The following is a 16,633-nucleotide window of genomic DNA, read 5'->3' as shown; positions in this document are numbered from 1 at the left end:
CTGTAAAAGCAAGGTGGCCGTCGAATTGAAAAGGGGGGACTTCCCGTGAAATATGGTTACTTCGACGATACCTGCAGGGAGTATGTCATCACCAAACCGGATACGCCGGAGCCGTGGGCCAACTATCTTGGATCGCCTGAATACGGAGCGATCATTTCCAATCAGGCCGGCGGCTACAGCTTTGTTCGCTCAGGCGCGAACGGCAGGCTGCTGCGGTACCGTTTCAACTCCGTCCCGGCCGATCAGGCGGGGCGGTACATTTATGTCCGCGACCGTGAGAGCGGGGACTACTGGTCCGGTTCCTGGCAGCCCGTCGGCAAGCCTCTGGATTTATACCGGAGTGAGTGCCGCCACGGACTTTCCTATACCGTGATTTCGTCGTCTTACTCCGGTATTTCGACCGAAACGCTTTATCTGGTTCCGCTCGGCAAAACTTACGAGGTATGGCGGCTGAAAATCCGGAATGAAGGCGGCCGGAAGAGAGCTGTTTCCGTGTTCGGCTGCGCGGAATTCACAAACGACGGCAATTATGAGCAGGACGCCGTCAATTTGCAGTACACGCAGTTTATTACCCGCACATGCTTTCACCGGAACCGCATTCTCCAGCTGCACAACGAATGCTGCCGCAGAAATGCGGACGGGTCAAATGGGGAGGAACGCTTTTTCGGCCTCGCGGGCGCGCCGGTTTCCTCCTGGTGCGGCGACCGGGAAGAGTTTGTCGGGCCTTACAGAAGCTATGCCAATCCGATCGCGGTGGAGCGCGGCGACTGCGGAAACGTTCCGAATTACGGAGGAAATTCCGCCGGCGTGCTGCAGGCCGATCTGGATTTGGAACCCGGGGAGGAAAGGCAGCTCTGTTTTGTTCTGGGGGCTCACCCGGATGCCGAAGCCGATAAGATTCTCTCGGAGTATGAGGATCCCCGTTGCATCGAGACACAGTGGGAAGAGCTGAAGGATTTTTGGGAGGAAAAGCTTTGCCGCTTTTCGGTACATACTCCGGATGAGAATTTCAATCATATGGTCAACACCTGGAACGCCTATCAGTGTTTTATCACCTTTATCTGGTCGCGGGCCGCGTCTTTTACTTACTGCGGTCTTCGCAACGGCCTTGGCTTCCGCGATACCGTCCAGGACATTCAGGGAATTCTCCATCTGGTGCCGGAGATGGCGTTCGAGCGTATCCGTCTCATGTTTTCAGGGCAGACGTCCTGCGGGGCGGGTCTGCCTCTCATTGGGTTTCATCATGAGCCCGGCCATGTGAAGCTTCCGGGCGAACCGGGCTATGATTACGACCCGTACCGCGCAGACGACGCTTTATGGCTGTTTCCCACGGTTGCCCAGTATATCGGCGAGAGCGGAAACATCCGGTTTCTTGACGAAGTGATTCCGTTTGCGGACCACGGCGAAGCGGATGTTTACGAGCACCTTCGGCGGGCGGTGCGGTTCAGTCTGGAGCACGGCGGGGCGCACGGTTTGCCGGTCGGCCTGTACGCGGATTGGAACGACTGCCTGCGGATGGGCGAACAGGGAGAGTCTGTGTTTGTCGCGTTTCAGCTTTACCAGGCGATGCGGATTCTTCTTGATTTTGCGCGAATCAGGAAAGACGGCGATACCGTGTCGGAGCTTGAGGAACAGTCCCGAAAGCTGCGGAAGACCCTGAACGATGTGTGCTGGCAGGGGGACCGCTATCTGCGCGGGATCCGAGAAAGCGGGGAGAAGGTCGGTTCCCGGGATGACCCCGAGGCCAACCTGTGGCTGAACCCGCAGTCCTGGTCGGTCATCAGCGGCTGTGCGGACGAAGAACGGGCGCGGGCTGCTCTTGAAACGGTGCATCAAAGGCTGAACACGGAATATGGGGCCGTGATCATGGACCCGCCATACCGCGAGCACGCGTTTGACGGTGCGCGGATGCGGCTGTTTCTGCCCTCCGTCAAGGAAAACGGCTCGGTGTTTTCGCAGGCCCAGGGCTGGCTGATTCTTGCCGAGTCCCTGATGGGTCACGGAAACCGGGCATATGAGTACTATCGGGAATGCAGCCCCGCCGAACAAAACGACCGGGCGGAAATCCGCCGCCTGGAGCCGTATGTTCACGGCCAGTTTGTCGAGGGGCCCCAAAGCCCTCACGAGGGCAGGGCGCATGTGCATTGGCTGACCGGCACGGCTTCCACCGTCATGGTCGCCTGCGTCCGCGGAATTCTGGGGCTTCGTCCCACGGCGGAAGGCATTCAAATCCAGCCGGCCGTTCCGTCGGACTGGAAAGAATTCACCATTGATAAATTTTATCGAGGAAAACGGCTGCATATCACGGTGAAAAATCCGAACGGCGCGCAGGGGGGGCCGGTTCGGATCGTGTTGAACGGTGAAACGCTTCCCGACAGTCTGGTGCCGTTCGGCCAGCTGGAGAATGAAAACGAGCTGGTCGTTACAATGCCGGGCGCCGATCCCGCCCAATAAACAGGGACAACAAAAAACCTTCCGCCGGTTTCAGCGGAAGGTTTTTTGTTAAAGATTTGGCCGGTCAGCCCGAAAATAAATCATGAACCGCGCGGCTGCTCAATATGGTTGAACAGGGCGGTCTGATTGATCGGTGAGGGGGGATCAAAATGCGCAGACGCCGCATCGGGCTTTTTTCCGCCTGTCTGCTGATTCCGGCCGTTGCGCTGGTTCCGGCAGCCGGGTGCGGTCAAAACGCGCTGCATGTCACCGCGGACGCCGTGGAAACGAGTGCCGAATGGGAAGAGGAGATGATTCTGCCGGTGGAAAACATTCAGCAGATGCCGGAACAGCCGTCCGGGTGTGAGATCACTTCGACGACAATCGTCCTGAATTACATCGGCTGCGAAATCACCAAGACGGAGCTTGCGGATTATTTTCAGATCGGCGGCCTGCCCCGCCGTTCGGGCGGCGTCGTGGTCGGACCGGACCCATGGAAAAAATTTGCGGGCAGTCCGGCTGAAAACGGATACGGATGTTTCGCTCCGGTCGTCACACAGGCGGTGAACCGCTATTTTTCCTCCGAAGGGCTCAGCCGCCGGGCGGTGAATCTGAGCGGGACAAAGGCCGGAGACCTGTTCGATTACATCGATAGGGGAATCCCCGTCATCGTCTGGGCGACCATTTCCATGAAAGAGCCGTATGAGGGCGACGGATGGTATCTGGAGGGGACGAAGGAGTACTTTCGCTGGCCCGCGCGCGAACACTGTCTTGTCCTGATCGGGCATTCGGGGAACGACGCGGTGTTCAGCGACCCGCTTGATCCCCGTGGCACGGTGCGCTACGATTTTTCCCTGTTTGAAGCGCGTTACCGGCAGCTTTTCTGCCAGGCGGTGGTTTTGGAGTAAAAGAAAGTTTACAGCAGCCGCGTTTCGTTGATGATCAATTCAAACTGCAGCCCCAGATACTGCGCCGCCTGGCGGCAAAGCACCATGCGGGTCATGAAAATTTCAAAATACTCCATGACGGGGCAGATGCTGGTGTCGATGGTAATGTTCAGAGTCACGGTCTTTCGCTCGGCGTCGATTTCCGTCGCGGCGTGTTCGACGGCGTAATTGACGCGGTCGTGGATATCCGCCGTGACGGTCTCGCGGTCGCGCACACGGGTCCGGCGGACATCCCCCTTGTCGGACAGGATCAGCGCCGCCGCGATCGGGCTGACCGCCGCGGCCGTTCCCTCGTCGTGGTTGCCGATCGCGGCCGAAATCAGGGCGACTTCTTCCGGCGGCATATTCATCCGGTTCAGGATGTTAAAGGCCATCAGCGCGCCGCTGTGGGCGTGGTTGTACCGGTTTACCACGTTCCCGATGTCGTGCATGTATCCGGCGATGCGCGCCAGCTCGCAGGTGCGGCCGTCAAAGCCGAGCTGCTCCAGAATGTTCCCGGCATAATTTGCGGACCTCTTCGCGTGGGGAAACCCATGCTCCGTAAATCCGATTTCCCCAAGGTTTCTGTTTCCGGTTTCAATATAGGCCTTGATTTCATCGTTTTTTAAAATTTGCTCAAAGGTGATATGAGTATATTTCGGCATCATTTCCTCCGTCAGGCCGTCAGCATCCGGTACATCGCTTCCAGACAGATCTGGGCGTGAATCATAAACCGGTCGATGTCGATGCTCTCGTTGGTGTTATGCAGCCGGCGGTCCGGCTCATCCGGGAAGAACGGGCCGAACGCGACCGCGTTGCCTTTCATGGCGCGCGCGTAGGTGCCGCCGCCCGTAGCGTAAAGCTCCGCCGGTTTTCCCGTGACGCAGGCGTACGAATCCTGAAGGATGGAAATCAGCTTGCTGTCCCCCGGCAGGTACAGCGGCTTGCCGTCTTCCAGCAGTTCGGCGGAAAGGCCTGCTTCTTCCGCACGGCGGCTGATTTCACTGAAAATCGGGCCGCCGTCGGATGTGACGGGATAGCGGATGTCGATTCCGGCTTTTGCCTGTCCGTTCTCCAGCCGAAGGATCCCCAGATTCAGCGTGAGCGGACCGGACTGCTCGTCGCTTTGCTGCACGCCGATGCCGGAGCCGTCGTAACAAAACCCGATACTCTGATCGAGGAAGGAGCAGAAAGCGCCGAGCTCCTCGGGTGAAAACACGGACGAGAGCAGACGGATCAGAGCCGCCGCGGCGTTAAAACCAGACTGCGGCTGCATGGCGTGCGCGGCTTTTCCCTTCGACACAATTTGAAGTCCGTCGGGAACGGATTTGAATGTAAATTCCCCCTGCGCTGTTTTCGCGGCTTCTTTCAGAGCGTCCGCAGACTGACCGGAGCAGGAAAGGATGGTCCGGGCATGATCGGGAACGGCATTGTAAACGACGCCGGCTTCCAATTCTTTGATGACCGACGGCTGCTTCTCTTTGGAGAGAAGATTCAACCGGAGAATGCCCTTTTCACGGTTGCAGATTCCGTAGTCCGAATCCGGCGTAAAACCCATGACGGGCATTTCTTCCTTCTGAAAATAATAGTGCAGGTCCTCCATGCCGGTCTCTTCCCCGGAACCGAATATGACGCGAAGACGGCGGTTCCCTTTGACTCCGGCGTCCTTCAGCGCCTTCAGGCAGTAAAGAGCGACCACGGCCGCGCCTTTGTCGTCGGCGGTGCCCCGCCCGAAGTACAGGTTTCCTTTTCTGGTCAGGGTGAACGGGTCGCTGTCCCATCCCTCTCCGGCGGGAACAACGTCGACATGGGCGGCCACCGCGGCGGCTTCGTTTCCGGAGCCGTACTCCGCGTGACCCGCGTAGTTGTCCACATTTTTTACGGCTAGGCCCATTTTCTGCGCTTTGTAGAGAACCATGGCAAGCGCCCTTGCCGGTTCTTCGCCGAACGGTTTGCCCGGCAGCGCTTCTCCGCGAACGGAGGGCACCGCAATCAAGTCGGCAAGGTCTTTCAGAATCTCGTCCCGATATTTTAAGATCTCTGTTCCAAATAACACTGGAATCATCCTCCTAACATCATTATCCAGTTTATTATATCACAGGGCACGGATAAAAAAAGCTTGTTTTGGTTAAGGGTGAAAAAACAGTCATTGAAAAAGCAGCCCGGACTGGGGATTCCCCCGGCCGGGCCACGGTTTATTCTAATCCGTTTCGGAGGCAAAGACGCCTCCGGTTTGTTTTTTCGGCTGGCCGAGAAGAGGCAGAACCTCGCTCTGACAGATGGGCCGGCTGATGAAGTATCCCTGAATCAGATGACATCCGGCCCGCGTCACACAGTTCAGCTGCTCCTCGGTTTCCACACCTTCGGCAATAACCTCCATGTTCAGCCGGCGCGCAAGTCCGACAATCATGAGAACAATATCTTTTTCCACATCTTTCGTAACAATTTCGTCAATAAAGCTTTTATCGATTTTTATCGCGTCGATCGGCAGGGTTTTCAGGTAGGTGAGAGAGGAAAAGCCCGTTCCGAAATCGTCCAGATAAATTTGAATTCCCTGTTTTTTTAGAATCTGCAGCTTGCTCGTGATTTTCTCCAAAGATTCCATCAGGCTTGACTCCGTGATTTCAATCGCGATGCTGTTGGGGGACAGGCCGTAAAAACGGTACCTGCTGATCAGGTAATCGATGTAATTTACCTCTAAAAGCTCCATGGGAGAGGCGTTGAAAGACACGGTTAGCCCGCGGCCCTCCATGCTTTTGGCAAAAGCAAACGTGCACTCCATCACATGGCGGCCGAGCTCTTTGATGAAGCCCGACTTTTCAGCCATCGGAATGAACTGGCTGGGCGGGATCATTCCGAACTCGGCATTTTTCCACCGTGCCAGAGTTTCGAATCCGACGATCCTTTCGCTGTTACAGTCGTACTGAGGCTGAAAATAGCACAGCAGCTCATCGCTTTCGATGGAAAGCTTCAGTGCGCGCTCCAAACGAAACTGACGGTCGATCTGATTGCCGTGGTCTTCGTTAAATAGAACGTAGCTGCCCCTGTGCGTCTGTTTCGCTTCATTCAGAACAAATTCTCCGCGTCCAAGGATATCTTCAAACTGAATGCTGCGTTCCGTTTCCCGGCAGCGGACCAGAAGCGCGCCCATGCTGCAGGAAAGCTGAATCACGATCCCGTTGATCAGATAGGGTTCCCGGAATATTCGAATAAGTTTCCGAACAAGAAACTCAAGCTCATCCTCCGTATTTGCCCCGTGAATCAGAACGGCGAATTCATCGCTGCCCGTGCGTCCGGCAATATCTTCGCAGCCGATAAATTTTTTCAGCCGCGCCGCCGATTCGGCAATCAGCTGATCTCCAGCATCGTGGCCGAAGGTATTGTTAACGGTTTTCAGGTTGTCCAAATCAAGAAACAGAGCCCCGCCGCTTTTTGAGTCCCTGACACATTTTTTCACCCAGCCGTCAAATTGCTCGATGATCCCCTTTCGATTCGGCAAGCCAGTCAGCGCGTCAAAGGCGGTAAAATATTTTTTTTGCTCATCGCTTCGGATTTTTGCCTCATAGCGAAACCGCTTCAATTTAAAAAAGCAGAAAAAAGCGATAAGAAATGCCGCGAGCAGGATCAGAAAAAGAATCGTGCTCATAAAAAGGACTTTATCCGTCTGCTCAAAAGCATTGCGAAAGGAGTTTTTTTGATCCGGGATCATCAACTGATTCAAACTGACGATTATGAAAACACCTAAGCCTAAAAGAAGCATCCCCAAAACTGTCACGGAAATGAGAGCTTTATTTTTGCGTATCATTTGCATCTTCCTCTCGCTTCTGTGCTATTTCTAATTATACCTTATTTCGCAGCACATTTCATCAAAATATTTCAGGTTCATAACAAAATCTGACATAATATTTTGTAAAAATTTCTGTCTTGATCTGGAAAATAAATTCTGAAACTATTTTGGAATAAAAAACACCTTGCTGTAAACAATTTTTGCAGGAGGCGTGGATATGAAAAAGAAACTTTCTTTATTTTTGACCGGTGGGGTCGTGTATCCTTCTCTTGAAATCATCTGCAGAGGCCACAGCGATTTTTCCATGGCTGTTGCGGGAGGCATCTGTCTGTGCCTGATTGACAGGGTATGTAATTACCGCCTGAAATTCAGGCCGTTGGCGATAAGATGTGCGGCTGGGTCCGCGATCATAACAACGGTGGAATTTGCGACAGGGGTGTTGGTCAATCTTGTGTTAAAAATGAATGTCTGGGATTATTCACAGCTCCCAATGAATTTTATGGGCCAGATCTGTCTGCCGTTTTCGCTTCTGTGGTGTGCCCTTACCATACCGGCCATGCAGTTATGCGGACTCTATGACCGGTTCAGTAAAAAAATAATCGAGGGAATCAAAGGGTAAAAAAGCCGCGTCCGGGAATCCGTTTCCGGGAGACGCGGCTTTCAATTTGAAAACAAGATTTCGCTCTTGACAGAGTACATATTGATATGGTATTATTATTTTCGCACCTGCGGGCATGAATTCCTTACATGGAGAGGTGTCCGAGTGGTTTATGGAGCTAGTCTTGAAAACTAGTGATCCCGCAAGGGACCAAGAGTTCGAATCTCTTCCTCTCCGCCAAATTTAATGATAATTTTTTTCACCATAAAAGGAGAAATACCCAAGTGGTGAAGGGGCTCCCCTGCTAAGGGAGTAGGTCGGGTAACCGGCGCGAGGGTTCAAATCCCTCTTTCTCCGCCAAAATCAAAGAAACCCCCCATGAATGCTAGGTTCGTGGGGGTTTCTTTTTTTTCGTCTGTATGATAATGATTTGATAAAATGACAGCTAAACGATTTTATTCCTAACAGCGTTCCCAACTATTAATAAACAAGATTACAGCGGCTTATATTCAGCGGCAGGCAGACAGGATCCTTTGATAAAACCAGGCAGTAGGAACACAAAGCATTTAGCAGACCGGCTGAATCTAAATCAGTTAAAGCGCCGTGCTCTGGAACTGAGACACGGATTCACAAGAAAGATGCGGGTTCTATCCGTAAATGCAAATCATGATTGCACAAAATGAGTCAGGATTCTCGATCCCGTATTGTACCGAATAAGGGCTTGTCCTGCAAGAGCGTTGACATCGGCGAAATCCCGACTGATTTTTTATTCTGCACAACCTGGGGGTCGTCGGTACTTGAAAGAGCTAAAATTTCCAGCCATGTCACTTTTGCCAGACTGTTTTTCCGCACTTGATCATGTCCCAAATTCGGATTACAATAAAACAAAGCGGTACGTGCGGCGTTAGCGCATATCATTTTGGTTTTTGAAGAGGGCGATTTTAAAAATGGATACTCCTCAGTCGCTGCTGAAGCGCTATTTCGGCTATGATGCGTTCAGGCCCGGGCAGCGGGAAGTGATTGATCACATACTAAACGGAGAGGACGTGCTGGCCGTCATGCCGACAGGGGCAGGAAAGTCGGTGTGCTACCAGATTCCGTCGCTCCTTTTCCGAGGCGTTACGATCGTAATATCGCCGCTGATTTCTCTCATGAAAGATCAGGTCGACGCTTTATCTCAGGCTGGGATTCACGCGGCCTATGTTAACAGCTCGCTTTCGCCCGACCGGCAGGACGCGGTGCTTGAAAACGCTGAAAACGGAAAATACAAAATCGTCTATGTCGCTCCTGAAAGACTGGAGACCGATGCTTTTCGCACGCTGATCGGGAAGCTGGACGTTTCCATGGTCGCCGTCGACGAAGCGCACTGCGTCTCGCAGTGGGGACATGATTTCAGGCCGAGCTACACGAAAATAGCGGAAATGACGGCTTTATTGCCGTCCCGCCCGGTTGTCGCGGCCTTTACCGCGACGGCTACCCCGCACGTCCGGGAAGACATCACCCGGCTTTTAAAGCTGCGGCGGCCGTTTGCGCTGACCACCGGGTTCAACAGGGAGAATCTTTATTTTGAAGTGGAAAAGCCCCGGAATAAAACCGATGCCCTTCTCGAATATCTGGAAAAAAACCAAGGCAAGTCCGGAATTGTCTACGCCTCCACAAGGAAAACGGTGGATTCCCTGTGCCAGAGGCTTAACGGCAGCGGGCATCCGGCCGCAAGGTATCACGCAGGAATTCCGGAAGCGGAACGGGCCAAAAATCAGGACGATTTCATTTACGACCGCGTCAATGTGATGGTTGCGACCAATGCGTTCGGCATGGGAATCGACAAGTCGAACATTTCCTTTGTCGTTCACTACAATATGCCGCAAAGCATTGAAAGCTATTATCAGGAAGCGGGCAGGGCGGGGCGCGACGGAGGAAAAGCCGAATGCATTCTTTATTATTCCGCGTCGGATATCGTGACGAATAAATTCCTGATTGAAAACGGCGCGAATGACAGCGATAAGGCGGTTAATTTTCAAAAGCTGAACGATATGGTCGATTACTGCAACACGGACAAATGCCTGCGTTCTTACATACTGAAGTATTTTGGAGAGCAGAATGCAAAAGAGCGGTGCGAAAACTGCGGAAATTGCAACAGCCGGGTGGAGAGTACGGACATCACGGTGGAATCGCAGAAAATCATGTCGTGCATTGCCCGCATGGGCGAGCGGTTCGGGACCGGAATGGTCGCCGGCGTGCTGCGAGGCGGCAATACGCGCAAAATAAGGGAGATGGCCTTTGACCGGCTCAGCACCTTCGGCATCATGAAGGAATATTCCGCGGAAACCATCAGGGAAATCATTTCGTTTCTGGTCGCGGACCGGTATCTTGAGCTTCGCGGGGATCAGTACCCGGTACTGAAATTAACTCCCTGCGCCCGGGATGTGCTGCGCGGCGGGAAAACTGTTTCCATCAAACGCGCGATCCGGAAGCAGGGAGCGAACCAAAGCGGCGCGGTTCCTGCGGACGAGAAGCTTTTTGAAATTCTTCGCCGGATCCGTTCCCGGCTGGCACAGGAGGAAGGCGTTCCTCCCTTTGTCATTTTCTCGGACGCAACCTTGCGCGAAATGTGCGCGGCTTATCCCATCGATCGGGAAAGCCTGCTCCGCATTCCCGGTGTGGGCAGAGTGAAACTGGAAAAATTCGGGGACCTTTTTACGGAGGCAATCAGAAATTATGCCGAAGAAAACAAGATTCCAATCCCACAGGATATTTCCGTGGGCATACCCGGGAAAAAGGATCGAAAAGCGCCGGAAGCCGTCGGCGACACAAAGAAGGAAAGCTACCGGCTTTATCAAAGCGGTCTTGGAATTGACGAGATCGCAAAGAAGCGCGGACTTGCTCCGAACACGGTGGAAAATCATTTGCTGGGCTGCCTTCGGAACGGGATGCCGGTCGACGCAGGCCTTTTTGTAACCGAGGAGGAAGAACGGCTGATCGCGGAAGCCGTAAAACGCTGCGGACGTGACAGATTGAAACCGATCAAAGAGGCGCTGCCCGAAACAATCAGCTATGGGGCGATCCGATACGTCCTCTGCAAAAGCACGCGGGAATGAGCGGAGGGAACGGGCGCCGACACGATTTTTATGACCGGACAACTCCGCAGCCGAGAAGTTCGCGGAAGCTTCGGCCGCAAAGGAAGTGACATCTTTGAATGACGTTGAGACTCTTTTGGAAGCCGTGGAGGATAAGATTTTAGAGCGAGGCCGCGCGTATTATGAATCCGGGATGGTGCAGGATCTTTCCGGCGATTCCAACGGAAATTTCACTGCCTCAGTGGAAGGCAGTGAGTTGACGCCTTACAAGGTGCGGGTCTCCATTGACCCAAAGAGCGGAGAGGTGCTGTCGTATGGATGCAGTTGTCCGTATGAATTCGGAGATATCTGCAAGCATCTCGTTGCCGTGTTTTTGGCAATCCGGGACGGGAATTACAAGAAGACAGGGGAAATCCGCCCGGTAGACTTTTCACAGTGCGTGGAAGCCCTGTCGCTGGAGCAGCTCCGGAAGCTTGTGGTTGCCCAGGCAGAAAGGGACCGTGACTTCGAAAATGAAGTTTTACTGACTTCCGGGTGCCTGAATGACGATCAGGTATTTTCCAAGATCAAAGAGCAGATGAAAGAAGCGGTGCGCTTCGGCACTCACGGAGGTTTTATCGACTGGCGCGGCTGCGACGAAATTTGTGCGGAACTGGACCGAATCCTGAATACGGCACAGGATCGACTGGAAGAGAAAAAGCTCACGCTTGCGTTCCGCATCATACTGGAGATCATAAGAACCGGAGTCCGGCTTGCTTCCATCGCGGACAGCAGTTCCGGAAGCCTGACGGATGTTCTCTGTCGGTCGCAGGAATTGCTTCAAACCTGTTGCAAAGAGATCTCCGATGTTGGGACGGATAAAGAGAAAGAGCAGTGTCTGGACCGTCTGATGAAAGTATCACAGGAAAAACGCTTCGACGGCTGGGACGATGACGCCTATTCTTTGCTGCATACCGCGGTATGCTTTTTAAAAGAGAAAAACTCCATGAAATGGTATGCCGTTCTCAATGCAATGAAGGAAAAGGAGGAAAGCAGAAATTACAGCGACTATGCACTGGAAGAAAACGCTCTGCTCCGGATGGAATCAATCGAAAAATTAAACGGTGCGGGTGCGGGGGAAGAATATCTGTATGCGAATCTAAAATGGGACAGGTTTCGCAAAATGGCATTGGAACGGGCCATCGAGAAAAAGAATTACCTGGAAGCGGAACGGCTGTGTCTGGAAAAGCTGTCGTCAAAGGAGCGGTTTAATCGGACGGACTGGCTGGAATATTTGTATGGGATATACGGATTTCTTCATGAATCTGGAAAGCAGGCTGATACCGCAAAGGCTCTTCTTTTCACAGGCAGTCTGGACTATTTTGACCGACTGAAAGAACTGCTGAATGCTGATGGAACTTGGGAAAAAGAATATCCGAATCTGATGAACGACTGCGAAACAAAGCTCTCATTCTGGCAATATCAACAGCTTTTGGAGCATACGGGGGAGCATCGGCTGCTCATGGATACCGTCAGGAAATATCCGGAAAGCGTGTTTCAATACGGTTCCCTGTTGGCGCCGTTGTTTCCCACGGAGGTTTTTCCCATTTATGATAGGGCAATCCGCAAATCCGCTGAAATGGCAAACTCGCGTCCCCAGTACAAAAGGGTGTGCAGTCAAATCAGAGGACTATATCAGAGCGGGGGAAAAGAAACGGCAGCGCATTTGATTGCCTCGCTGGCTCAGACTTATCCCCGCAGAAGCGCTTTTCTGGACGAGCTGTCGAAGCTGCAAGGGAAGCTTTCTAAATTAAAGTAGGGGCGGACTTTTATTCCATCGCGTCGCGGTTCCGGCAGCCCGGCCGGGAGGAACATCGGTTGTGCCGGGTGGGCGGCACCCGCGCTTTCAGGTCCTTTATGAGCCATCGCCTTGTTTGAAATGTCGGCAGAGCTGGTTCCCCCGGACAGCTCACGGGGTTCTGTCTGCCGGCTGAATCCGTTTGCTTTCATTTTTGTCCGTAATAGGCGTGGGCACCGTGCTTGCGCAGAAAATGCTTATCCAGAAGCTCCCGCTGCATAGGGGGCAGCTGTGGCTCCAGCATAAGGGAATGGAAATCCATGAACGCCGCCTCCTCCATGACTACCGCGTTGTGTACGGCGCTCCAAGGATCCGTCCCCCACGCAAAGGGACCATGACTGTAAACAAGCACGCCTGGAACCTCCCCGGGGAGGGTTCCCAGCCGGCGAAACGTCTCTACGATGACATTGCCTGTTTCCCTTTCATAAGGGCTTTCCGCGGCAGCGTCGTCCGGACTGCCGATCTCCTTCGGGCGCATAGGGCGGGTGCAGGGGATTTCGCCGTGAAAATAGTCTGCCTGTGTGGTCCCCAGCGCCGGAATCCCGCGCCCTGCCTGAGCAAAGCTGGTCGCCCAGCGGGAATGCGTATGAACGATTCCACCAAGTTCCGGCCATGCTTGATACAGCGCCAGATGAGTAGCCATATCGCTGGACGGTTTGTAAATTCCTTCCACCCGGTTGCCCAGCAAATCCACAACTGCCATGTTTTCCGGCTTCATTTCATCGTATTCCACGCCGGAGGGCTTGATGACCATCAGGCCCTTTTCCCGGTCGATGCCGGACACATTGCCCCAGGTAAACGTCACCAATCCGTATTTCGGCAGCTGCCGATTTGCCTCACACACGATTTCTTTCAGTTTCTCCAGCATTTTTTTCCTCTCATTTCAACTTCCAAGCAAGATCATTCAGGAACAGCTGCTGTTTTAATCCTTCGGCGGTGCTTTCACTGGAAATATGTACAAACTCAATCCCCATAATTTCAGCCCAGTCCTCCATGATTCCGGCATTGATCTGTGTTGTCAGAACACTGTGGTGTGCGCCGCCGGCCAGAATCCAGCATTTCAGGCCGGTCAAAAGGTCGGGAGCGGATTTCCACATGACGCGTGCCACCGGCAGGTTCTCCATTTTCATCGTCGGCCGAATGCATTCGATGTCCTGCACAATCAGTCTTAACCGGCCGCCCATGTCAATCAGAGAAATGACGGCGCCGGTTCCGGCCGCGCCTTCAAACACCAGACGGGCCGGCGGCTTACGGTCGCCGATGCTCAGCGGGTGAATCTCAATGCGGGGCTTTTCAGCCGCCACGGAAGGACAAACCTCCAGCATGTGGGCTCCCAAAGAAAGCTCTCCGCCCGGTTCCAGGTCGTAATTATAGTCCTCCATGAACGTGGAACCGCCCTCAAGCCCTTCTCCCATCGCCTTTACAATCGCGGTCATGCCGGAAATTTTCCAGTCTCCTTCCGCGCCGAAGCCCATTCCGTCCGCCATAATGTTCTGCGAAGCGAGTCCGGGAAGCTGCTCCATGCCGTAAAGGTCCTGAAAGGTATCGACAAAGCCCAGCGCACCCTCCCGTTTCAGAATCCTTCTGATCGCGATTTCCTCCCTGGCCTGGCAGCGGACGGAGTCCAAGTCGTCGGTCGCAAAGAGGTAGCGGGACCGGTATTCTTCCATCTTGGAGTCGACTGCCTGTTCGGAGACCTCGTTCATCACCTCGGCCAGATGCCCCACGGGCCAGTAATCCACCTGCCACCCCAGCTTGATTTCGGCCTCGACCTTGTCGCCCTCCGTGACCGCCACATCGCGCATGTTGTCGCCGAAGCGGATCAGCCGCAGCTTTCTGGAAAAAGCCGCGCCAACCGCGCTGCGCATCCAGCTCCCCAGCTCCTTTCGAACGGAGGCGTCTTCCCAGTAACCGACAACGACTTTTCTGGAAAGGCGCATTCTGGCCCCGATAAAGCCGTGCTCCCGGTCGCCGTGGGCCGACTGGTTCAGGTTCATGTAATCCATGTCGATTTCTTTATCCGGAATATGCCGGTTGTATTGAGTCGCGAAATGGCACCAGGGCTTTTGCAGAAGCTGCAGGCCGTGAATCCACATCTTGGAGGGAGAAAACGTATGGCACCAGGTGATGACGCCGGCACACCGCTCGTCGTAATTGGCGTCCAGCATGATCCGTGTGCCCTCCGCCTCTGTTTCCACCGTAGCCTTGTAAACGATTCTGCAGGGAATTTCTTTGGATTCGCTGAGCTTTTCCGCCATTTCCCGGGCGCGCTGCGCCACCGTTTCAAGTACCTCCGGGCCATACAGGGACTGCGAGCCTACCACAAACCAGAATTCATAATCTTTCAGCATGTTCATCCTCGATTCTCTTATTTCATGCACTCTGCCGCCGCTTTCTCAGCGGCAAGGCCGGCTTTGAAGTTTTTCAGGAACTGTTCAAAGCCCTTTGCGTCCGCAGGATCCGGCCAAGTGGTAACTGTTTTTATCCCGGCGTAAACCCGGGTGGAAAGGAACTCCTCCAGGGATTCTCCTTTCTTGCGCCGAATGGAATAGGCTGCAAGCAAAGCCATTCCGTACGGACCGCCCGCCGCCGCGGTCTCCATGGTTGAAACAGGAGCGTTCACCGCGGCCGCGAGGAATCGGGCGCCGGCACCGGCGTGGCGGAACAGCCCGCCGTGTCCGGTAAGACGATCTATTTGAACGTTTTCCTTTGCCAGAAGGTCCATTCCCAGTTTGAGCGCCGCCAGCGCCGCGTAAATATTTGCGCGGCAGAAATTTGCAAGCGAAAAGCGGCTTTTGGGAGAACGGATCAGCATGGGCCGCCCCTCGGCGACTCCGGCAACCGGCTCTCCCGCCAGGTAATTGTAGAGCAGCAGACCGCCGCAGTCAGGATCGCCCTCCAGGGCTTTGCGGTAAAACGCGGGATAGATCTCGTCCAGGCCCGCAGGAATCCCCATCATTTCCGCAAACTCTCCCAGCAGCTCCGCCCACAGGTTCATGTCGCCGGTACAGTTGTTGCAATGGACCATGGCAACCGGCACTCCGGCGGGAGTCGCGACCAAGTCGATTTCCGGATAATGGTCCGTAAGGGGGCGCTCCAAAACCACCATGGAAAAGATGGAGGTTCCGGCGGAAACGTTTCCCGTGCGCGCGGTTACCGAATTTGTGGCCGCCATGCCGGTACCCGCGTCTCCCTCCGGAGGACAGACGGGAATGCCCGCCCGCAGCCTGCCGGACGGATCCAGCTTTTTCGCTCCCTCTTCCGTCAATGTCCCCGCGTCCTCGCCGGCAAGGAGAACCCGGGGAAGGAGGTCCTTTAGCTTCCAGGAATATCGGGAGGAGACCTTTTCCTGGAACTTCGTCAGCATGCCGGCGTCATAATCACAGGTACCGCTGTCAATCGGAAACATTCCGGAGGCGTCGCCGATCCCCAGAACTTTCCGTCCGGTCATCTGCCAGTGGACATAGCCCGCCAGCGTTGTTAGAAATGCAAGATTTTTCACATGGGGCTCTTCGTTCAGGACGGCTTGATACAGATGGGCGACGCTCCATCGCTGAGGGACATTGAATTGAAACAGCTCCGACAGCTCTTTCGCCGCCGGGCCGGTCGCAGTATTCTGCCAGGTGCGAAACGGCGTCAGGAGCAGGCCGTTCCGGTCAAAGGGAAGATAACCGTGCATCATACCGGAAAACCCAATGCAGCCGACCGTTGTCAGCTCCACTCCGTACCGGTCCAGCACGTCGCAGGCCAGATTCCGGTAACAGTGCCGCAGCCCGTCCCATACATCTTCCAGAGAATAAGTCCAGACTCCGTTTTCATAGGAGCTTTCCCAATCGTGGCTGCCGGAAGCGGCCGGGATAAAATCCTCAGTCAGAAGGGCCGCCTTGATTTTGGTCGAACCCAGCTCGATGCCGAGCGAAGTATTTCCGGCAATGATTGCGCGTTTGATTTCATCTTGTCTCATCGAAAGGCCCC

11 protein-coding genes and 2 tRNA genes are annotated in these 16,633 nt (G+C 54.2%); 7 read left to right on the top strand and 6 right to left on the bottom strand.

What is annotated here, in order from left to right:
* Window positions 1-45: 45 nt before the first annotated feature.
* Together HCR03_RS08160 and HCR03_RS08155 are read left to right on the top strand one after the other, a co-directional pair.
* Complete coding sequence (locus HCR03_RS08160; protein ID WP_187037558.1) at window positions 46-2,454, top strand: GH36-type glycosyl hydrolase domain-containing protein; 2,409 nt, start codon at window positions 46-48, stop codon at window positions 2,452-2,454.
* Between the two features lie 149 nt (window positions 2,455-2,603).
* The gene (locus HCR03_RS08155; RefSeq protein WP_187037556.1) at window positions 2,604-3,341 is read left to right on the top strand and encodes a C39 family peptidase; all 738 of its coding nucleotides are present in this window, start codon (window positions 2,604-2,606) and stop codon (window positions 3,339-3,341) included.
* A gap of 8 nt (window positions 3,342-3,349) precedes the next feature.
* Here HCR03_RS08155 and HCR03_RS08150 read toward each other — a convergent pair whose 3' ends face one another.
* The 3 genes from HCR03_RS08150 to HCR03_RS08140 form a co-directional block, all read right to left on the bottom strand.
* Window positions 3,350-4,027 carry an HD domain-containing protein gene (locus tag HCR03_RS08150; protein WP_407926846.1) on the bottom strand — a complete coding sequence of 226 codons (678 nt, stop codon included), beginning with the start codon at window positions 4,025-4,027 and terminating at the stop codon, window positions 3,350-3,352.
* An 8-nt stretch (window positions 4,028-4,035) separates the two neighbouring features.
* A complete protein-coding gene (locus HCR03_RS08145; protein WP_187037554.1) occupies window positions 4,036-5,415 on the bottom strand; it encodes a Sapep family Mn(2+)-dependent dipeptidase in 1,380 nt (459 codons plus the stop codon).
* A 144-nt stretch (window positions 5,416-5,559) separates the two neighbouring features.
* Window positions 5,560-7,164 (bottom strand): putative bifunctional diguanylate cyclase/phosphodiesterase, encoded by a 1,605-nt coding sequence (locus tag HCR03_RS08140; protein ID WP_066649620.1) that lies wholly within the window; start codon window positions 7,162-7,164, stop codon window positions 5,560-5,562.
* Window positions 7,165-7,363: 199 nt separating this feature from the next.
* Between HCR03_RS08140 and HCR03_RS08135 the strand changes: the two genes are divergently transcribed.
* The 5 genes from HCR03_RS08135 to HCR03_RS08115 all read left to right on the top strand — a co-directional run bounded on the left by HCR03_RS08135 (window position 7,364) and on the right by HCR03_RS08115 (window position 12,619).
* Entirely contained in the window at window positions 7,364-7,765 is a 402-nt protein-coding gene (locus HCR03_RS08135; protein WP_156989715.1) for a putative ABC transporter permease, read from the top strand.
* Window positions 7,766-7,895: 130 nt separating this feature from the next.
* A tRNA-Ser gene (locus HCR03_RS08130) sits at window positions 7,896-7,984 on the top strand.
* Window positions 7,985-8,014: 30 nt separating this feature from the next.
* Window positions 8,015-8,104 (top strand) — tRNA-Ser (locus HCR03_RS08125).
* A 587-nt stretch (window positions 8,105-8,691) separates the two neighbouring features.
* Window positions 8,692-10,842 carry a DNA helicase RecQ gene (gene recQ, locus HCR03_RS08120; RefSeq protein WP_187037552.1) on the top strand — a complete coding sequence of 717 codons (2,151 nt, stop codon included), beginning with the start codon at window positions 8,692-8,694 and terminating at the stop codon, window positions 10,840-10,842.
* Between the two features lie 94 nt (window positions 10,843-10,936).
* Window positions 10,937-12,619: an SWIM zinc finger family protein gene (locus tag HCR03_RS08115; RefSeq protein WP_187037550.1), complete on the top strand. Its 1,683-nt coding sequence runs from the start codon at window positions 10,937-10,939 to the stop codon at window positions 12,617-12,619.
* Window positions 12,620-12,806: 187 nt separating this feature from the next.
* Here HCR03_RS08115 and HCR03_RS08110 read toward each other — a convergent pair whose 3' ends face one another.
* Genes HCR03_RS08110 through HCR03_RS08100 form a run of 3 tightly spaced genes read right to left on the bottom strand, consistent with a single transcriptional unit; the run spans window position 12,807 to window position 16,622 of the window.
* Window positions 12,807-13,526 carry an L-ribulose-5-phosphate 4-epimerase gene (locus HCR03_RS08110; RefSeq protein WP_066649612.1) on the bottom strand — a complete coding sequence of 240 codons (720 nt, stop codon included), beginning with the start codon at window positions 13,524-13,526 and terminating at the stop codon, window positions 12,807-12,809.
* A 10-nt stretch (window positions 13,527-13,536) separates the two neighbouring features.
* Window positions 13,537-15,009 carry an L-arabinose isomerase gene (gene araA / locus HCR03_RS08105; RefSeq protein WP_407926859.1) on the bottom strand — a complete coding sequence of 491 codons (1,473 nt, stop codon included), beginning with the start codon at window positions 15,007-15,009 and terminating at the stop codon, window positions 13,537-13,539.
* Between the two features lie 17 nt (window positions 15,010-15,026).
* A complete protein-coding gene (locus tag HCR03_RS08100; RefSeq protein WP_187037546.1) occupies window positions 15,027-16,622 on the bottom strand; it encodes a xylulokinase in 1,596 nt (531 codons plus the stop codon).
* Between the last annotated feature and the right edge of the window lie 11 nt (window positions 16,623-16,633).

It is taken from the genome of Caproicibacter fermentans, assembly GCF_014303955.1.
Taxonomy (GTDB): domain Bacteria; phylum Bacillota; class Clostridia; order Oscillospirales; family Acutalibacteraceae; genus Caproicibacter; species Caproicibacter fermentans.
The sequence above is the reverse complement of the archived record's forward strand: the minus strand, read 5'-3'. Positions and strand labels throughout refer to the sequence as shown.

Bases quoted from the DNA above. Each gene is read 5' to 3' on its own strand.
- HCR03_RS08100 (WP_187037546.1), bottom strand. From the start codon at position 16,622: ATGAGACAAGATGAAATCAAACGCGCAATCATTGCCGGAAATACTTCG.
- HCR03_RS08150 (WP_407926846.1), bottom strand. From the start codon at position 4,027: ATGATGCCGAAATATACTCATATCACCTTTGAGCAAATTTTAAAAAAC.
- recQ (WP_187037552.1), top strand. From the start codon at position 8,692: ATGGATACTCCTCAGTCGCTGCTGAAGCGCTATTTCGGCTATGATGCG.
- araA (WP_407926859.1), bottom strand. From the start codon at position 15,009: ATGCTGAAAGATTATGAATTCTGGTTTGTGGTAGGCTCGCAGTCCCTG.
- HCR03_RS08140 (WP_066649620.1), bottom strand. From the start codon at position 7,164: ATGATACGCAAAAATAAAGCTCTCATTTCCGTGACAGTTTTGGGGATG.
- HCR03_RS08110 (WP_066649612.1), bottom strand. From the start codon at position 13,526: ATGCTGGAGAAACTGAAAGAAATCGTGTGTGAGGCAAATCGGCAGCTG.
- HCR03_RS08135 (WP_156989715.1), top strand. From the start codon at position 7,364: ATGAAAAAGAAACTTTCTTTATTTTTGACCGGTGGGGTCGTGTATCCT.
- HCR03_RS08155 (WP_187037556.1), top strand. From the start codon at position 2,604: ATGCGCAGACGCCGCATCGGGCTTTTTTCCGCCTGTCTGCTGATTCCG.